Consider the following 14,576-nt stretch of genomic DNA (forward strand, 5'->3'; position numbering starts at 1 on the left):
AGGGGAGACGCGCCGCGTGTTTGGCGGTTAGCGCTGGGCTTAGTGATTCATCGCCGGGTAGTCGGTATAACCGCGCTCGTCGCCGCCGTAGAAGGTGGCAGGGTCCGGCGGGTTCAGCGGCGCGCCGCTTTGCAGGCGCTCGGCCAGATCCGGGTTGGCGATATAGCTGCGGCCGAAGGCGGCGGCGTCGATATAGCCTTGGCGGATCAGGGTTTCGGCCTTCTCGGCGGTATAGGCGCCGGCGCCTATGATCACCCCCGGGTAGCGTTGGCGCAGCGCCTGGCGGAAGCCCTCGTCCAGCACCGGGCCGCCGGCCCAGTCCGGCTCGGAAATGTGTAGGAAGGCCAATTTGCGTTTGGCCAGCTCTTCGGCCAGGTAGAGCGCCATGTCCAGTTGATCGGTGTTGCTGATGCCGTTGAAGATGCCCAGCGGCGAGATGCGGATGCCCACGTGATCGGCGTCCCATTCCGACACCACCGCGTCCACAACCTCCAGCAGGAAGCGCGCGCGGTTTTCCACGCTGCCGCCGTATTCGTCGGTGCGGACATTGGCCTGGGGCGACAGGAACTGGTCCAGCAGATAGCCGTGGGCGCCGTGGATCTCCACCAGGTCGAAACCGGCGCGGCGCGCGTTGTCGGTGGCGCGGCGGTAGTCTTCCAGGATGTCGGCCAGTTCGGAGACTTCCAGCGCGCGCGGGGTGTCGCATTGTTCGCGCACCAGGCTGCCATCGGCGGCGCGGATATTGGTGCGGCTGTCGGCCTGGATCGCCGACGGCGCCACCGGCGCTTCGCCGTCCGGTTGCAGCGAGCGATGCGAGATGCGGCCGGTGTGCCACAGCTGCAGCGCGATCAGACCGCCCTTGGCGTGCACCGCGGCGTTGACCTTGGTCCAGGCCGCCACTTGCGCTTCGCTGTAGATGCCTGGCGCGCCGGCGTAGCCCTTGGCGGTGGGGGAGATGTGGGTGCCTTCGGCCACGATCAGGCCGGCGCCGGCGCGTTGGGCGTAATAGGTTTCCGCCAGCGCGGTGGGCACGTCGCCCGGCTCGGTGTTGCGCAGCCGGGTCAGCGGCGCCATCGCCACTCGGTTTTTCAGGGTCACGGCGCCTACGCGCAGCGGGGTGAACAGTTTGTCGGCTTGCATTGCGGTTTCCTTGGCTCTAAGCGGGAGAAAATGGGGCGGCCGCGATCACTGATCGAAGCCGAAACCCTGTTTGCGCGCCACCGGCGCGACCTGCGGGAAATACACGTTGCGGTAGTACTGCGCGGTGTTGGCGGACCAGGGCTGGCCGTCTGCGCGCTGAATGCTCTTCCAGTAATCCATGATGGCGGCGTCGTACTGCGCGATCATTGCAGGCAGTTCCGCCGCTTGGTAGCGTTCACGATGCACGAAGCTGGCGCGCGGCAGCCGCGGCTTGATCGCGCTGTCCTGATCTGCGTAGCCCAGCACCACACCCACCAGCGGGAAGGTCAGTTCCGGCAGTTCCAGCAGCTCCACCATGGCCTGCGGATCGCGGCGGATGCCGCCGATGGGCACCACGCTGAGGCCGGCGGAGCGGGCCGCGGTCATGATGTTGCCCAGCGCGATGCCGGCGTCCACCGCGCCTACGGCGAAGGCTTCCACGCTATTGTGTATCACTTGCTCGGAACCGGCTTTTTCCACGCCGATCCGGGTTTTGTAGAAGTCGGGAACAATGGCGACAAAGACCGGCGCTTGGGCGATCCACGGCTGACCGCCGGCGATCTCGGCGATTTTTCGGCGGCGTTCAGCATCCTGAACCACCACCAGCGTCACTTGCTGGCCGTTGATGGAGGTGGGGCCTTTCCAGGCGGCGTCCAGCACTGCATCCAGCACCTCGGCGGGAATGGGCTTGTCTTGGTAGCTGCGCACGCTGCGGTGCTCTTGCATCAGTTCCAGTGTTTGATTCATGCTTTAGGCTCCTTGAAGTAGACCAGTCGTCTAGTTGTAATTTCAAAATAACCCGCTCCGGGGAGCGGGGAGTGAGCGGCCTTGCCTTGGCGGGTTCTGAGGGCTAAGGCGCGCGCAGAATCTGTTGCGTGTGCGCCATAGCCGCCAGCAGCGGCGCGCGCGAATGTTGGGTTTTGAACAGCAAAGCGCTGCCCACCCACAGGCTATACAGCGCGCTGGCGGTTTCGTCCGGCAGCAGGTCCGCGTCCAGCGACCCTTCCTGTTGGCCGCGGCGGATGCAAGCGGCCAGATTGCGCACCACAAAGCCCATGCCCTCGGCCAGCGCTTCGCGCATCGGCTCGGACAGGTCGGACACCTCGGCCGCCAGCTTCACCGCCAGACAACAGCGTTGCGGCTCGTCGCAGCGATGGGTTTCCAGCCAGCCGTCGAAATAATGCAATAGGCAATCGCGGGCGCTGCCGGCGTCCTTGGACAGAAAGCTAACCAGTTTGCCGTCGTATTGCTCAAAATAACGGCGCAGCAGTTCCACGCCATAGCCTTCCTTGCTGCGGAAGTAATGGTAGAACGAACCCTTGGGCACGCCGGCCGCGCCGAGGATTTCCGCCAGGCCCACGGCGGAGAAGCTCTTGCCTAGAATGATGGCTTCGCCGGTGGCCAGCAGGTGTTCGCGAGTATCAGAAAACTGGTTGGGACGTGACATGGGCTGAATTCTACTAGACCGGTCGTCTAGTTTCAAGAAATTTATCCCCCTTTGCGAGAGACATCGTGCCCGCGATGCGCGGGCGGGCGGCTTGGAGGGCCTGAATGCAGTTCCCTTAGGTATTTTATTAATAACAATAAGAATCAATTGCAATTAAGATGCTGAAATCTTACGTCAGCGCCGATGCGATAGGGAGCCGTTATGAAGTCAATTTGGAAGCTGCTGGGCATTGTGCTGCTGAGCGGCTGCGCCGCCTTGCCTCAGGAGACCGATCCGCCTGGCCGCATCGTGGACTTGCACAGCGGCGAAGCCTTGCAGCCGGCGCAATTGTTGCAGCGCCTGGCTCCGGCGCCGCGTTTGTTGGTGGGGGAAAAGCACGACAATCCCGAGCACCACCGCATTGAGCGCTGGCTGGCGGCGGAACTGGCGGCGCGCCGGCCGCAGGGCAGCGTGCTGCTGGAAATGCTGACGCCGTCGCAACAAGCCAAGGTGGAACAGACTCAGGCGGCGCTGCGCGCTGGCAAGCCGTTGTCCGGCAAGGCGTTGGCGCAGGCGGTGGATTGGCAGCCGGGTTGGCCGTGGCCCTTGTACGGCAAGCTGGCCGAGCATGCGTTGAGCGCGCCTTATCCCTTGCTGGCAGCCAATCTGGACAAGAGCGAGATGCGGACGGTATACCGCAGCCAAGCGCAATTGTCGGGGCGGGCGTCCACGCGGCCGGAGGTGCGCGTCAAACTGAGCGAACTGATCCGCGAGGAGCATGGTGGACAGCTCACGGCCGAGCACCTGGCCTCGATGCTGGCGGTGCAGCAGGCGCGCGACCGGCGCATGGCCGAGAGGCTGTTGGCCGCCCCGGCGCCGGCTTTGCTGATTGCCGGCGCCTACCATGCCGCCGCCGACATCGGCGTGCCGCTGCATGTGCGCGACTTGCAGCCGCAAGCGCCGCTGCGGGTGTTGATCCTGGCGGAAGAGGGCATGAAGCTGGATGCGGGGCAGGCCGATTACGCTTGGTTTGTCGCGCCGGTCCGGCGCTAAGAGCCTGTTTAAAGTCTGCTGCGCGTTGTGAGACTCGACACAGTGAGTACCGCTTCGAAATGCTCATACCCCGTATGACCATTCCGCTTTCTCAACGGTTTTCGCTTTGTCTTGCTCGCGAGATCGTCAACACCTTCTGAGAGGCTTGATTCAATCATTGATGAGCTTGTGAGCGCGCGCGGCTGATGGATCAGGGCTGCCATTCATTCTGATATCCAATCCCACCGATGGCCACTGGACGCGTGCCATCCTCGTCGATTCTTAACCGCCGGCTACGGACCGCAACCGCGAGATCTTCAAGAAGGGCGCTTGCAAATCCGCCAGGGAGCCGGCGGGCTGAGCGATCGGGCCCTCGGACGTTTGCGTCGCGCCGGGCCGGCCACTATGATAGCCGCGGGAGCCCCGCGCGCTGCCCTCGTTTCCGCGGTAGGCGAAGCCTGCTGCGGGTTTGATTCCTCCTCTTGTCTTGAAGCCATGTCCGACGCCGCCGCCACCTCCTTTCCTCCATCTGATGCTTCCGCCGCCACGCGCGCGCTGGAGCCGGCCATCGCCCCACATTTGCAATTGCTGACGCATAGCGCCGGCGAGGAGGTGAGCCAGACCCACGCCGGGCTCGGCCTGCTGCTGCTGTGGTTGAGCGACGACGTGCTGGGCGCGGTGAACGCGGATTTGCGGTCCTTGGATGTGACCGAAAGCAAGCTGAACGTGTTGATGCTGTTTTCGCTGCAAGAGCGGGGGTGGTGGCGGAACGGGCCGCTCACCCCGTCGGCGATTGCCGACTATCTAGGGGTGACCCGCTCCACTGTCACCGGCCAGTTGGATTGGCTGGAACGACGCGGCCTGCTGCAAAGACAATTGCGAGACGAAGACCGCCGCAGCCTGGAGCTGAGCCTGACCGAGGCCGGCCGGGAACTGCTGCGGCAAGCGCTGCCGGGTTTCTGGCGCGCTTGCCAGCGCCTGACCGAGGCGCTGGACGAGAGCGAATGCGCGGCGCTTTGGTCCTTGCTCGCCAAGGTGTGGAGTAGATTGAAAGCGGACTGAACCCGTTTTTCAGCGCGGCGCGCTGGGCTGCGCGCCCGCCGCCGCCAGCGCGTCGGCGCGGTCGCGGTCGCTGGCTTTGCAGCGGCAATGGCCGATCTGATGCAGCTCTATCAAGTGGCCCGCGGGGTCGCGCAGGAATAATTGCGTCAGTTCCGGCGCGGCGACGTTGGCCTGTTTCCAGTGAGCGATGCCTTGCCGCAGCAGTTCCGCCTCCGCTTGGACGATGTCCCTTACCGCCAGCGCCACGTGATTGTCTACCGGGTCCTGATCCGCGCCCTGCGCATACGGGGATGCGCCGTCGTTGCCCAGCAGATGAATCTGGCAGTCGTTGCCCAGGTCCAGGAAAAATCCGGGCACTCCGGGGATGTGCCAGCGGCCGCCGTCGGCATCCAGGCCCAGCACGTCGCGGTAAAACGCGCCCATGGCCTCAACCAGGTTCAGTGGCATGCGCAAGCCTTGATGGTGCAATTCCAATACTTCGATAGCCATAGTTCGATTCCTTAAGGGGATGAGGTGAGGCGGCCGCCTGTCGTCATATAGTACGTTATACAAACTATACGTCAAGCGTAATTTTTTGGGAGAGCTGAATTGGTCAGTCGAGCCAGCAAGCCGCGCGCCAGCGGCTATATTGGCCTCATGCGAGTGGGGTAGGTTTCCATGCGGACTATTTTAAATAATAAATTTAAATAGAAAAAAAATTTGCTATCTAATTGAGTGAAATTTAGTATTCGTTTAATAACTTATAACTTGATGTTGATAGAGGCCATGACGGGTCAAGCATGACGCGAAATCTATTCACCAGCCTGACCGCTGGTTTGTTGTTGGCCGGCGCTGCGGCCGGCGCGGAGACGCCGGTCTGGAAACAGCCGGAGTACGCGGCGGCCATCGTCCAGGCTAGGGCGGGGCAGACCGCACCGGCGCTGGCGATGCTGGAGCGGGAGCGCGCGCGCGGACCGCTGGCCGCGCCTTTGCTGGACGATTATTTGACCCTGCTGTGCTGGAGCGGGCGCGGCGCGGAGGCTCTGCGGGTGCTGCCTGGCCACGAAGCCGAGATGTCGGCGGACACGCTGGCGCGGCTGGCGCGTGTTGCGCGCGACCAACGCGATGCCGCGGAGGCCGAACGGTTGTACCGTTTGCTGTTGGCGCGTCAGCCGGCGGCGGGCTACCGCGCCGGGCTGGCGATGGCCCAATCCGAGGCCGGACACGGCGCGACGGCGCTGGCCACTCTGGACGCCGCGCCGGCCGGCTCGTCGGCCGACGAACTGGAGTTGACCCGAGCGCGTGCATACGTCTTGCTGCAAAGCGGGGACCTGACCCGGGCGCTGGACTATCTGATCCGCGCGCGGGCGCGCTTTCCCGGAGACCCGGAGCTGGAGCGCAGTTATCTGGGCTGCTTGCTCCGCTTGGGCGCGCCGTGGCAGGCAGGTCAGGCGTCCATCGCGGATCCCCGGCTGGCCTTGCAGGTTGATTTTGACCGCGCGGCGACTTTGAGCCGTTGGGGACGCATCCAGGAAAGCCAGGACAGCGGACCTGGCCGGCACGCGCAAACCGACGCGGCGCTGAAGCTTAATCAGGACATCTCGGCGCGGCCTGAAGCCGCGCGGCCGCCGTTCGCCGCGCTGGCGGCGGATGACCGCGTGCAAATGTTGCAGCAGCGCGGCTTGTCTGCGCAGGCCATCGCCCTGGACCGGCAGCGGGCCGGCCAGGCGTGGTCGCCGTATGCCCGCGCGGCCTTGGCCGACGCTTATCTCAACCAGCGCCAGCCGCTGCGCGCAGAGGAGCTGTACCGCTCGGCGCTGCGCGACGCGCCGCAGGCGGACGAGGCGCTGGATTGGCGAATCGGCCTGGTTTACGCCCTGTTGGAGTCCGGCCAGCACGCCGCCTGCCGCCGGGAGCTGGCCGCGTTGCAAGCCGCCGCTCCCCGGCTGAAAACCGACCGCGCCAGCGGCCGGCGCGTGTTCAATCCGGCGTTCCAGCGCGTGGCCTTGCTGGACGCGATGGTGACCGCCTACCAAGAGGACACCCGCGGGGGCTGGAAGAAGATGGAGGCTTTGCTGGACGAAGCGTCATTTAATCCCGAATTGCGACAGAACCAGGGCAGCCTGGCTCTGATGCGCGGCTGGCCGCGGCTGGCGCGAGGCGTATTCACTCGGCTGAGCGTGGACGAGCCGGACCAGCCGGAAGCGGCGGCAACCGGCTTGGCCGGCGCCGCGCTGGACTTGCAGGAGCTGGACGAGGCGGACCGCCAGCTGCTGAGGCTGAACGAGCTGGATGTGGACAACGCCGGCGTGCGCCAGCTGAGGGAACGCGCCCGGCTGGAACGGAGGCCGGAGCTGGTGCTGGAGGGGAAGAAGGATTTGAGCGGCGGCCAGGGCGCGGGCGAACAAAACGCCTGGGAAAGCTCGGCGCGGCTGTATTCCTCGCCGTTCGGCCACTGGCGCTTGTTTGGTCTGCACCAGTTGCAACGCGCCAGCTATGTGAACGAGACGGCCTCGGCCCGTTACGAGGCGCTGGGCATGGGCGCGGAATGGCGCGGCGAACAAGGGCGCGGCGAATTCGGCCTTACCGGCCAGATAGACGGCGGGCGGCGCGGCGGCGCTTTCGCCGGCTACGACTGGACGCCGGACGACTATTGGACGCTGGGCGCTCGCTTCGAGCTGAACAGCGCCGAAGCGCCGTTGAAAGGCCGCTTGGACGATGTGCGCGGCAACCGGTCCCAACTGAGCCTGCAATACCGAGCCGACGACTATCGCAGCTACGCCTTGCAAGCCGAAGCGCTGTCCTTGTCCGACGGCAATCTGCGCCGCGCGGTGTCGGCCAACTGGGACCAGCGCTGGGTCAGCGGCCCGCGCTACAAGCTCAACACCATTCTGACGCTGGCGGCCAGCGCCAACGACGCGGTGCCGTCCGCCCGCTACTTCAACCCGCGCGCCGATGGCGAGGCTTCGGTGACGGCGATGCAGGAATGGAAGCTGTGGGGCGAGTACGAAACCACCTGGCATCAGCGCTTGGGCTTGACGCTGGGCAGCTATACCCAGCGCGATTTCGGCGCCGGCGGCGTGTGGGGTCTGCTGCTGGAACAAGAGTGGCGCTGGGGCAGCCGCGGCAGCCTGCGCTACGGCTTCACCCGAGTGCGTCATCCCTATGACGGCAAGGCTGAAACCGGCAACAAGGTTTATCTCAATCTGGATTGGCGCTTCTGATGAAAATGAAACAATGGCTGGCGGCCCTGATGACGGCCTGCCTGTTGTGGAGCGGCTGGGCGCAAGCGGCGGCCGGGCGGTTGGTGATCCTGTGCTACCACGAGGTGGACAAGACCGACAGCGGCGCGTCGGACCCATTCGCGGTGGACGCCCGCGCGCTGGTGAAACAGATGGAATGGATGCGGGGCCAGGGCTACAGCTTTGTCAGCTTGCAGCAGGTGCTGGATGACCGCGCCGGCGGCAAGCCCTTGCCGGACAAGGCGGTGCTGCTGACTTTCGACGACGGCTATCGCAGCGTGTACACCAATGTCTATCCGGTGCTGAAGCTGTTCCAGGCGCCGGCCGTGATTGCGCTGGTGGGCAGTTGGCTGGAAGCGCCCGAGGGTAGCCAAGTCAGCTATGGCGACGGCGTGGCGGGGCGGAGCAAATTCCTGAGCTGGGAGCAAATCCGCGAAATGCGGGCCAGCGGCCTGGTGGAAGTGGCCAGCCACAGCTATGCCTCTCACCTGGGCGTGCTGGCCAATCCCCAGGGCAATCTTGAGCCGGCCCTGACTGCCCGCGCCTACCGCGCTGGCGGTTATGAAAGCGAATCGGCTTATCTGGCGCGCATCCAGGACGATTTGCGCCGCAACAGCGCGCTGCTCAAGGCGCGGCTGGGCGTTGCGCCCAGAGCGATGGTGTGGCCTTACGGCAGCTATTCGCCGCAGGCGGCGAAGGTGGCGGCGAAGGAAGGCATGCCGGTGACCATGGGGCTGGGCGCGGGCATCAACGACCGGGATACCCCGCTGTCCTCGCTGCGCCGGGTGCTGCTGGACGCCAATATGGACCTGGCCGATCTGGCTTATCAATTCAAGCAGCTGAACGGCTGGCCGGACGGCATCCGGCCCGAACCCAGCCGCATCATGCACGTGGACCTGGACTATATCTATGATCCCGACCCCAAGCGGCAGGACGAAAACCTGGGCCGGCTGCTGGACCGGGTCAAGGCGATGGGCGTGAGCACCGTCTACCTGCAGGCTTTCGCCGATCCCGACGGCGACGGCGTGGCGCAGGCGCTGTATTTCCCCAACCGCCATCTGCCGATGCGCGCGGACCTCTTCAACCGCGCCGCCTGGCAATTGCAGACCCGGGCCAACGTCAGGGTCTACGCCTGGATGCCGCTTTTGGGCTTCGTACTGCCGGCGGGCCATCCGCTGGCAGGCGAGCGGGTGCTGGCGGAGCAGGCCGGAGGCGCTCAGGCCAAGACACAGGGCTATGCGCGGTTGACTCCGTATTCCCCGCCGGTGCGCCAGCTGATTCGCGAGATTTACGAAGACTTGGCGCGCAGCTCCCGCTTTGGCGGCCTGTTGTTCCATGACGATGCCACTCTGTCCGATTTCGAAGACGCCGGCCAGGCGGCCCGTCTGGCGCGGCAAGGGCAGGGCCTGGCTGCCGGTGTGGCCGAAGTGCGCGCCGATCCGGAACAAATGGCGCGCTGGACGCGAGCCAAAACCGCCTTGCTGGACGACTTCAGCATGGAATTGGCGGCCGTGGTGCGCCAATACCAGCCGGACTTGCGCACCGCGCGCAATCTTTACGCCGAGGTGGTGCTCAACCCGGATTCGGAAACCTGGTTCGCTCAGTCCTTCGACAGCGCGCTGAAACGCTATGACCGGGTGGCGGTGATGGCGATGCCTTATATGGAAAACGCGGCCGATCCCAAGGCCTGGATGCGGCGCCTGTTCGACAAAGTGGCGGCCAAGCCGGGCGCGCTGGAAAAAACCGTGTTCGAGCTACAGGCGGTGGACTGGCGCAGCCGCAAGCCTATCCCCACCGCGGAGCTGGCCGCCACGGTGCGAGAACTCAACACTCTGGGGGCGCGGCATATCGCCTACTACCCGGACGACTTGTTCCACGATCAACCCAGGCTGAAAGCGTTCAGGCGGGTATTTTCGATGACGGCGCATCCGGAAGAATAAAGGCCTCCGGCGGGGGCCAAGCGCCTGCTACAAGGCGCGCCGCGGCTGGAGGCGGGCCCCGCCCATGCGGCGGTGGAACCATTAGGCGATTGATGATTCATCGCATCAAGGGGCGAGGAGACGTGTTGTGGACCTGGCATTGATATTGCTGCTGGCATATGCCTTTTTTTATCCGTTGTTCATGGCGTATTTGTGGATGGTGGGGGCGGTGCATTACTACCTCCACTACGAAAGAAAAGATCCGCCGCTGAACCAGCCGCCAGTGCTGGATTATCCGCCCCTGAGCGTGGTGGTGCCTTGCTACAACGAGGAAGACAACGTGCGCGAGACTTTGGCTTACGCGCTGGCGCTGGACTATCCGGACTTCGAAGTGATCGCGGTCAACGACGGCAGCCGGGACGCCACCGGAGCCATCCTGGACGAATTGGCCGCCGCGCATCCAAGGCTGCGCGTAGTGCACCAGGCCACCAATCAGGGCAAGGCGGTGGGGCTCAACACCGCGCTGGCGCTGGCACGCCACGAATACCTGCTGTGCATAGACGGCGACGCGCTGCTGGACCCGTACGCGGGCAAATGGCTGATGCGCCATTTCCTGACCTCGCCGCGCGTGGGCGCGGTCACCGGCAATCCCCGCATCCGCAACCGCACCACCTTGTTGGGGCGGCTGCAAGTGGGGGAGTTCACCGCCATCATTGGCTTGATCAAGCGAGCGCAACGCACTTACGGCAGATTGTTCACCGTGTCCGGCGTGATCACCGCCTTCCGCAAGACCGCGGTTTACCAGGCGGGTTACTGGAGCGAGGACATGCTGACCGAGGATATCGACATCAGCTGGAAACTCCAGCTCAAGCACTGGAACGTGCGCTTCGAACCGCGCGCGCTGGTGTGGATATTGATGCCGGAAACCCTGCGCGGGCTGTGGAAGCAGCGGCTGCGCTGGGCCAAGGGCGGCACCCAGGCGCTGATGCGCAACGCCTGGGTGTTGCGCACTTGGCGGCACCGCCATATGTGGCCGGTATACTCCGAATACTTCCTCAGCGTGGTGTGGTCCTACACCATGGCCGGGATCATCGCGTACTGGCTGCTGAGCCTGGTGTTGGGCGACTGGTTGCCCCAGATCGGCACGCCGCTGATCCCGCGCTGGCACGGCATGGTGCTGGGCGGCACTTGCATGTTGCAGTTCATGATCAGCAAGATGATGGATAGCCAGTACGACGCCAAACTGGGCAAGAACTACTATTGGATGGTGTGGTATCCGCTGGTCTACTGGCTGCTGAACGTCTGCACCACGATCGTGGCTTTCCCGCAGGCCGTGTTCCGCAAAAAGGGCAAGCGCGCGCGCTGGGTCAGCCCGGACCGGGGAGTGAGGGCATGAGCCGGCTGGGAGACGGCCTGATTATCCAGGCCTCGCACAATATGAGCGCCTTACAGCGGCTGCTGTCCTGGCTGATGACCCTGGTGTGCTGGCTGGCGTGGCTTTATCTGTGGCTGCCGGCCCTGGCCTATGTCGGCTACCTGATCTGGGGCCGGGACGTGTTGCCGGCGGCGCTCCGCGCGGAGGACGCTCCGGAACATCTGGACAAGCTGCGCGACTACGGCTTAGAGATCGCGCTGATTGGCTTATGCCTGCTACTTTGGTCGCGCATCAATTACTGGCGCTTCACCGGCAAGCAGAAACGCAGCCCGATCCCCAACGTCGCTTTGGAGAAATTGGCGGAAGACCTGGGCTTGCCGCCGGACGAGCTGCGCGAGGGCCAGGCCGCCAAAGTGGTGGTGGTCCACCATTGCAACGAGGGCGGCATCGCCCGTATCGAAACCGTGACGCGGTTGCCGCCGCCCGCTTGAATCGCCCGCCGCCGAACAAAGGCAGCCGCAAGCAAGGCCAGCAACACGGCCCAGGCGGCCGCGTCGGCGCACAGCGTGCTATAGGCGAAGTGCTGCGACTCCACTTCCTCCTCCATCCCAATCTGGCCGACAGCCCGTGGTAGAGCAGGGCGAAGGATGTGGCCAGGTCCAGCAGCGACAAGCTGGCGCCGCCCGGTTTCGCACGGCTTAGACCCGCTAAGAACGTGTTTACGATCTCGCGAGCTAAGGCGGACAAGACGAAAACGGCTGAGAAAGCGGAGTGTACACATGGTACATGAGCATTTCGAAGCCGTACTCACCCGCTCCACGACGCACAGCGGATCGTAAACAGGTTCTAACAAGACCCTTGATCCTGCGTTGTGCCTCCTTGGCGTACTACGGGTACTGGGCTCAGGTTCTCTGCGCGGTTTTGTTAGCGGCTCTTAATCGCCCAGATAGCGCCGGCGCAACAGCCGCAGCCGGCCGTCCGCGACAACGCGGTTCAAGGCTTTCTGCAAACGCAGGACGCGCTGCGGCGGCGTGTCCGGATTGAGCGCGAACCAGTATTGCCCCCCGCCGTCCAGCAAATAAGCCGGCGCGGCCGTGCGCGGCGGCAGCTTCAGCTTGTCCAGATGCCAGCGCATCGCCCAATCCAGCATCGCCACCAGATCGACGCGGTCCAGCAGCAGCTTGTTCAGATTGGCCGCGTCGTCCTGGCCGGCGTCCAGCCCTTCGCGCCGCGGGTCTAGCGCCGCCAGCCGGTTGAAGGCGGCGGAGCCGGCCAGCGCGCCCACCCGATAGCGCCGCGCGTCGGCCGCGCTGCCCAGGCGGATATCGCGGCGGGCGGACAGCCGGTACAGGAAGACGCGGCGCGGGCCTATCGGCCCCACCCATTGGAACTGTGTTTCCCGCTCCGGCGTGCGCACCATGGCGAACAACAGCGCGTCCGGCGTCTTCCGCACCGTGGCGTATGCGCGCAGCCAGGGCTGAACTTCAATTTCCAGGCTGAGCCCGGCCTCCGCCGCGACCAGGCGCAAGGCCTCCGCGGCATAGCCCTTGACCCTACCGTTTTCCACATAGCTGAGCGGTGGTAGATCCTCGGTATAGGCGTTGATGTCGGCCGCCGCGGCGGACAGCGCCCAGCATACGCCAAGCGCCGCCAGCAGCGGGCGGATGAGAGTCCCCGGTATGACCATTTTTTGTCCGTTATGCGTGATGGTTCACTGCATGGCAGTTTGCCAGACAAAAGCCCCTGTTTGATGACAAATGGGCGGTTTTAGCGCGGCGCCAGCGCGACGCCTAATTGCGCTTACCGTTCCGGATTGTCGGACTCGACGGCCAGCCGGGCCTGGCGAGCCATTTTCAAGGCAAGGTGGTGTTCGCGGGACAATTCCGGCAAGGCGGGGTGTCGCTTCATGATGTGGCTTCTTTCCGGAGTCTATCCCCCGGGGCGCGGCCGCGTCGCAAGCTGCTTAGCAGCAGGACGACGAAAAACAACAGGGTCAGCGCATTGAGCAGGCCTGCCGCGCGCCGCCAGCCGAAAGCGCCGTCCAGCATGCCGTACAGCCGCAGAAGCAAGGACAGGTGCAGGGCCGCCAGCGGCGCGTAGAACAGCGGGCGGTAAGGCAGCTTCAGCCGTGTCAGCGCGGGGATGATGATGGGCGCGTGCCCGAATACCATGGAAAACACAAAGCCCAGGCCCACCGCGTGCAAGGCCGCGTCTCGCCAAGGGTGGCCGGGCAGCAGCGCGCCGGCCAGGCCCAAGGCGCCGGCCACCGCCAGCCAGCCGTAGCCGCAGAGCAGGGCGACGGCGATGTAGCGGGTCAGCCCCTGCTGGCGCGCGTTGCGCCGGGCGATGTCGTGTCGCAGCAACCAGACGGCTAGCGCCAACAAGGCCGCCGCGTACAGCCTCAGACCGGCGTCCGGCTGCCATAGGGACAGCGCCGCGCCGCCGCCCAGCGCCAGGGCCGCTAACGCGAAGCCGCGCCGGGCCGACGGCGCAAGCGGCAGTAAGCGGGTCAGCTCCAGCCGTTCGCCGGCAATGGTCAGAACCAGAAAGGCCAGCCACCAGGGGATGGCCGCTTGCAAATCGCTGCCCAGCAGCCAGGCGAGGTTGCCGATCAGCCAGCACAGCGCGGCGGCGGCCAGGGTCAGAGTGAAAGCGGCGGCCTGACGCCTCAGCACCTGGACGCCGCCGGCCAGCAAGACAACCGCGGCCAGCGTCTGCAGCAACTGCGCCGTCAGCGGCGGCAGGCCGGCGATCAGGCTCAGGCCGGACAGTCCCGCGGCCGCCGGCGCAAGCAAGGCCCACCGGCGGTTCAAGGCCACTGCCCGCTCCAGGCTGATTACCCCGCCGAAGAACGCGCCTATCATCAGCGCGCCGTGCCAACCGGCCAGCGCCGCGGTCGCGGCGGGGGCAGCCCAGCCCAGGCGAGCCAGGCCGGCCAGCGCGCCGCAGAACAGGGACAGCGCGGCCAGGCCCAGCCAGGGCAGCCGGGCGCTCATGCCCGCCAGCCGAAATGACGGCGGCTGTCCTCGCTCATCCTTTCCGGCGACCAGGTCGGCTCCCAAACCAGGTTGACATGGATGCGACGCTGCGGCGGCAGACCGTGAGTGAGCGCGAATTCCACTTCATCCATGATCATTTCGCCCATGGGGCAGGCGGGCGAGGTCATGGTCATCTCGATCAACAAATGTTCGGCTTGCGGGTCGATGCGATAGACCAGGCCAAGGTCGATGATGTTGACGCCGATTTCCGGGTCTATGACCTGGCGCAGCAAGTTGCGCGCCAAGTCCACTTCCTGTTGCTGTTCGGTTGAGAGCGGGTCCGGCATGGTGGTCGCCTTTTAAGGTATATATTTTTTACACCTT

General features: G+C 65.1%; 13 protein-coding genes. 6 read left to right on the forward strand and 7 right to left on the reverse strand.

Features of this window, described 5'->3' with window-relative positions; genetic code table 11:
* Positions 1-39: 39 nt before the first annotated feature.
* The 3 genes from nemA to ACUXV1_RS10745 form a co-directional block, all read right to left on the reverse strand.
* Positions 40-1,140 (reverse strand): N-ethylmaleimide reductase, encoded by a 1,101-nt coding sequence (nemA, locus tag ACUXV1_RS10735; RefSeq protein ID WP_446015385.1) that lies wholly within the window; start codon positions 1,138-1,140, stop codon positions 40-42.
* Positions 1,141-1,185: 45 nt separating this feature from the next.
* A complete protein-coding gene (locus ACUXV1_RS10740; protein ID WP_043634233.1) occupies positions 1,186-1,926 on the reverse strand; it encodes an NADPH-dependent oxidoreductase in 741 nt (246 codons plus the stop codon).
* A 103-nt stretch (positions 1,927-2,029) separates the two neighbouring features.
* On the reverse strand, positions 2,030-2,626 hold the full coding sequence (locus tag ACUXV1_RS10745; protein ID WP_446015386.1) for a TetR/AcrR family transcriptional regulator: 597 nt from the start codon (positions 2,624-2,626) through the stop codon (positions 2,030-2,032).
* Positions 2,627-2,827: 201 nt separating this feature from the next.
* On the opposite strand from ACUXV1_RS10745, the gene ACUXV1_RS10750 reads away from it, so the two are divergent.
* Together ACUXV1_RS10750 and ACUXV1_RS10755 are read left to right on the forward strand one after the other, a co-directional pair.
* Positions 2,828-3,658: a ChaN family lipoprotein gene (locus ACUXV1_RS10750; RefSeq protein WP_446015387.1), complete on the forward strand. Its 831-nt coding sequence runs from the start codon at positions 2,828-2,830 to the stop codon at positions 3,656-3,658.
* Positions 3,659-4,132: 474 nt separating this feature from the next.
* Positions 4,133-4,699, forward strand: a complete 567-nt coding sequence (locus ACUXV1_RS10755; protein ID WP_043634222.1) for a MarR family winged helix-turn-helix transcriptional regulator — start codon at positions 4,133-4,135, stop codon at positions 4,697-4,699.
* Between the two features lie 9 nt (positions 4,700-4,708).
* Here ACUXV1_RS10755 and ACUXV1_RS10760 read toward each other — a convergent pair whose 3' ends face one another.
* Complete coding sequence (locus tag ACUXV1_RS10760) at positions 4,709-5,188, reverse strand: VOC family protein (RefSeq protein WP_446015388.1); 480 nt, start codon at positions 5,186-5,188, stop codon at positions 4,709-4,711.
* 290 nt (positions 5,189-5,478) lie between these two features.
* Between ACUXV1_RS10760 and pgaA the strand changes: the two genes are divergently transcribed.
* The 4 genes from pgaA to pgaD all read left to right on the forward strand — a co-directional run bounded on the left by pgaA (position 5,479) and on the right by pgaD (position 11,705).
* Positions 5,479-7,902, forward strand: coding sequence for a poly-beta-1,6 N-acetyl-D-glucosamine export porin PgaA (gene pgaA / locus ACUXV1_RS10765; protein WP_446015389.1), 2,424 nt, complete (start codon positions 5,479-5,481; stop codon positions 7,900-7,902).
* Positions 7,902-9,860 carry a poly-beta-1,6-N-acetyl-D-glucosamine N-deacetylase PgaB gene (gene pgaB / locus ACUXV1_RS10770; RefSeq protein ID WP_156038839.1) on the forward strand — a complete coding sequence of 653 codons (1,959 nt, stop codon included), beginning with the start codon at positions 7,902-7,904 and terminating at the stop codon, positions 9,858-9,860. The genes pgaA and pgaB overlap by 1 nt, the downstream gene beginning before the upstream one ends.
* A 127-nt stretch (positions 9,861-9,987) precedes the next feature.
* Entirely contained in the window at positions 9,988-11,235 is a 1,248-nt protein-coding gene (pgaC, locus tag ACUXV1_RS10775) for a poly-beta-1,6-N-acetyl-D-glucosamine synthase (RefSeq protein WP_043634213.1), read from the forward strand.
* Positions 11,232-11,705, forward strand: a complete 474-nt coding sequence (pgaD, locus tag ACUXV1_RS10780; RefSeq protein ID WP_081556014.1) for a poly-beta-1,6-N-acetyl-D-glucosamine biosynthesis protein PgaD — start codon at positions 11,232-11,234, stop codon at positions 11,703-11,705. Before pgaC ends, pgaD begins: the two co-directional genes overlap by 4 nt.
* A gap of 443 nt (positions 11,706-12,148) precedes the next feature.
* Here the strand turns inward: pgaD and ACUXV1_RS10785 are convergent, their stop codons facing one another.
* From ACUXV1_RS10785 to ACUXV1_RS10795, 3 genes are all read right to left on the reverse strand, one after another.
* Positions 12,149-12,901 carry a substrate-binding periplasmic protein gene (locus ACUXV1_RS10785; RefSeq protein WP_081556013.1) on the reverse strand — a complete coding sequence of 251 codons (753 nt, stop codon included), beginning with the start codon at positions 12,899-12,901 and terminating at the stop codon, positions 12,149-12,151.
* 217 nt (positions 12,902-13,118) lie between these two features.
* On the reverse strand, positions 13,119-14,210 hold the full coding sequence (locus ACUXV1_RS10790) for a hypothetical protein (protein ID WP_446015390.1): 1,092 nt from the start codon (positions 14,208-14,210) through the stop codon (positions 13,119-13,121).
* Positions 14,207-14,539 carry a metal-sulfur cluster assembly factor gene (locus ACUXV1_RS10795; RefSeq protein WP_337882444.1) on the reverse strand — a complete coding sequence of 111 codons (333 nt, stop codon included), beginning with the start codon at positions 14,537-14,539 and terminating at the stop codon, positions 14,207-14,209. The genes ACUXV1_RS10790 and ACUXV1_RS10795 overlap by 4 nt, the downstream gene beginning before the upstream one ends.
* Between the last annotated feature and the right edge of the window lie 37 nt (positions 14,540-14,576).

The organism is Chromobacterium sp. W521 (genome assembly GCF_052805975.1).

What these genes read in the sequence shown, in the direction of transcription:
- ACUXV1_RS10755 (WP_043634222.1), top strand. Translation starts at nt 4,133, where the DNA reads ATGTCCGACGCCGCCGCCACCTCCTTTCCTCCATCTGATGCTTCCGCC.
- ACUXV1_RS10750 (WP_446015387.1), top strand. Translation starts at nt 2,828, where the DNA reads ATGAAGTCAATTTGGAAGCTGCTGGGCATTGTGCTGCTGAGCGGCTGC.
- ACUXV1_RS10790 (WP_446015390.1), bottom strand. Translation starts at nt 14,210, where the DNA reads ATGAGCGCCCGGCTGCCCTGGCTGGGCCTGGCCGCGCTGTCCCTGTTC.
- ACUXV1_RS10745 (WP_446015386.1), bottom strand. Translation starts at nt 2,626, where the DNA reads ATGTCACGTCCCAACCAGTTTTCTGATACTCGCGAACACCTGCTGGCC.
- pgaB (WP_156038839.1), top strand. Translation starts at nt 7,902, where the DNA reads ATGAAAATGAAACAATGGCTGGCGGCCCTGATGACGGCCTGCCTGTTG.
- ACUXV1_RS10760 (WP_446015388.1), bottom strand. Translation starts at nt 5,188, where the DNA reads ATGGCTATCGAAGTATTGGAATTGCACCATCAAGGCTTGCGCATGCCA.
- pgaA (WP_446015389.1), top strand. Translation starts at nt 5,479, where the DNA reads ATGACGCGAAATCTATTCACCAGCCTGACCGCTGGTTTGTTGTTGGCC.
- ACUXV1_RS10795 (WP_337882444.1), bottom strand. Translation starts at nt 14,539, where the DNA reads ATGCCGGACCCGCTCTCAACCGAACAGCAACAGGAAGTGGACTTGGCG.
- nemA (WP_446015385.1), bottom strand. Translation starts at nt 1,140, where the DNA reads ATGCAAGCCGACAAACTGTTCACCCCGCTGCGCGTAGGCGCCGTGACC.
- ACUXV1_RS10740 (WP_043634233.1), bottom strand. Translation starts at nt 1,926, where the DNA reads ATGAATCAAACACTGGAACTGATGCAAGAGCACCGCAGCGTGCGCAGC.
- pgaD (WP_081556014.1), top strand. Translation starts at nt 11,232, where the DNA reads ATGAGCCGGCTGGGAGACGGCCTGATTATCCAGGCCTCGCACAATATG.
- ACUXV1_RS10785 (WP_081556013.1), bottom strand. Translation starts at nt 12,901, where the DNA reads ATGGTCATACCGGGGACTCTCATCCGCCCGCTGCTGGCGGCGCTTGGC.